Consider the following 1,084-nt stretch of genomic DNA (forward strand, 5'->3'; position numbering starts at 1 on the left):
TTGGAATCGGGAATCGGGAACAGGCAAGTGATCTCCCCATCTCCCCATCTCCCCATCTCCCCATCTCCCCACTATTCCCTATTCCCTATTCCCTATTCCCTATTCCCTTTTTCAACAATTCGTGTGTTTAAAACCTAGATACAAACGCGCTTATGTCCAACAACCCAAGTAGCTATCTAAACTATCTACCAGCTAACTTTCAGGAAGACCCTTTTGTTGGTCGGTTCCTGCTAGCGTTGGAGCGGGTAATGAGTGGCTTTTTACCCAGGGATACTGATGATCCGAATCCTGAGCAGTTGGCTCTAGAAGAGTACATTGACCGTATCCCTACTTACTTCAATCCCTATAATCATCCTGATTTACCAGTAGAGTCAGAGATAGCACCAACTGAGTTTATACCTTGGCTGGCCAGTTGGGTGGCTTTAAGTTTGCGAGATGATTGGAGTGAGGAGACTAAACGCCGATTTATCAGCAATATTGTTCCTCTCTATCGCCAACGGGGGACTAAGGCGGGAGTGAAGCAAATGCTAGAACTTTACACTCAAGAAGACGTCAAAATCTACGAATTTGAACAACCTGCTCATTACTTCCAGGTGACAATCACCTTGAATGAGCGAGACCCTAAACTGCTGCAACGTCAGGAAGAGATTGCTAAGGCAATTGTCAATCAGGAGAAACCAGCTCACACCTTTTATGCTTTGCGGGTGTTAATACCCGGTATGCAAATTATTAATGAGCCCACTGAAAGTAAACCAGGCATCATCGTTGGGGAGACTACACTATTGGGCACCACAACGATATCGTAACTAAGGGAGAATTAAAATGGCAGATTATACTCAGTATCCTTACATTGACAAGCGAGTACGCTACTTCGATGGTGAGTTTTTAAAAGACCAGGATTTCATTGATGAACAAAAGTATCATATTGACCGACAGCGCCGCCTAGACCAATTCCTCCGGGTTTCGGGAATTTGTGATGGTTTGACTCTTGAGACTGCTACTAATCAGGTGATTGTCACACCTGGTACGGCTCTTGACAGTGAAGGCCGACAGATTATTCTGAGTACAAACTCTCCGCCAATTG

The 1,084-nt window shown here is 44.9% G+C and carries 1 protein-coding gene and 1 pseudogene; both read left to right on the plus strand.

The window, feature by feature from the left end; genetic code table 11:
* Nucleotides 1-152 precede the first annotated feature (152 nt).
* Nucleotides 153-806: a phage tail protein I gene (locus F6K37_RS44030; RefSeq protein ID WP_287257431.1), complete on the plus strand. Its 654-nt coding sequence runs from the start codon at nt 153-155 to the stop codon at nt 804-806.
* A gap of 16 nt (nt 807-822) precedes the next feature.
* A pseudogene (locus F6K37_RS44035) lies at nt 823-1,084 on the plus strand (hypothetical protein); the annotation flags it as partial.

Origin of the sequence: Moorena sp. SIO4E2, from assembly GCF_010671945.1 — a bacterium.
GTDB classification, from domain to species: Bacteria; Cyanobacteriota; Cyanobacteriia; order Cyanobacteriales; family Coleofasciculaceae; genus Moorena; species Moorena producens.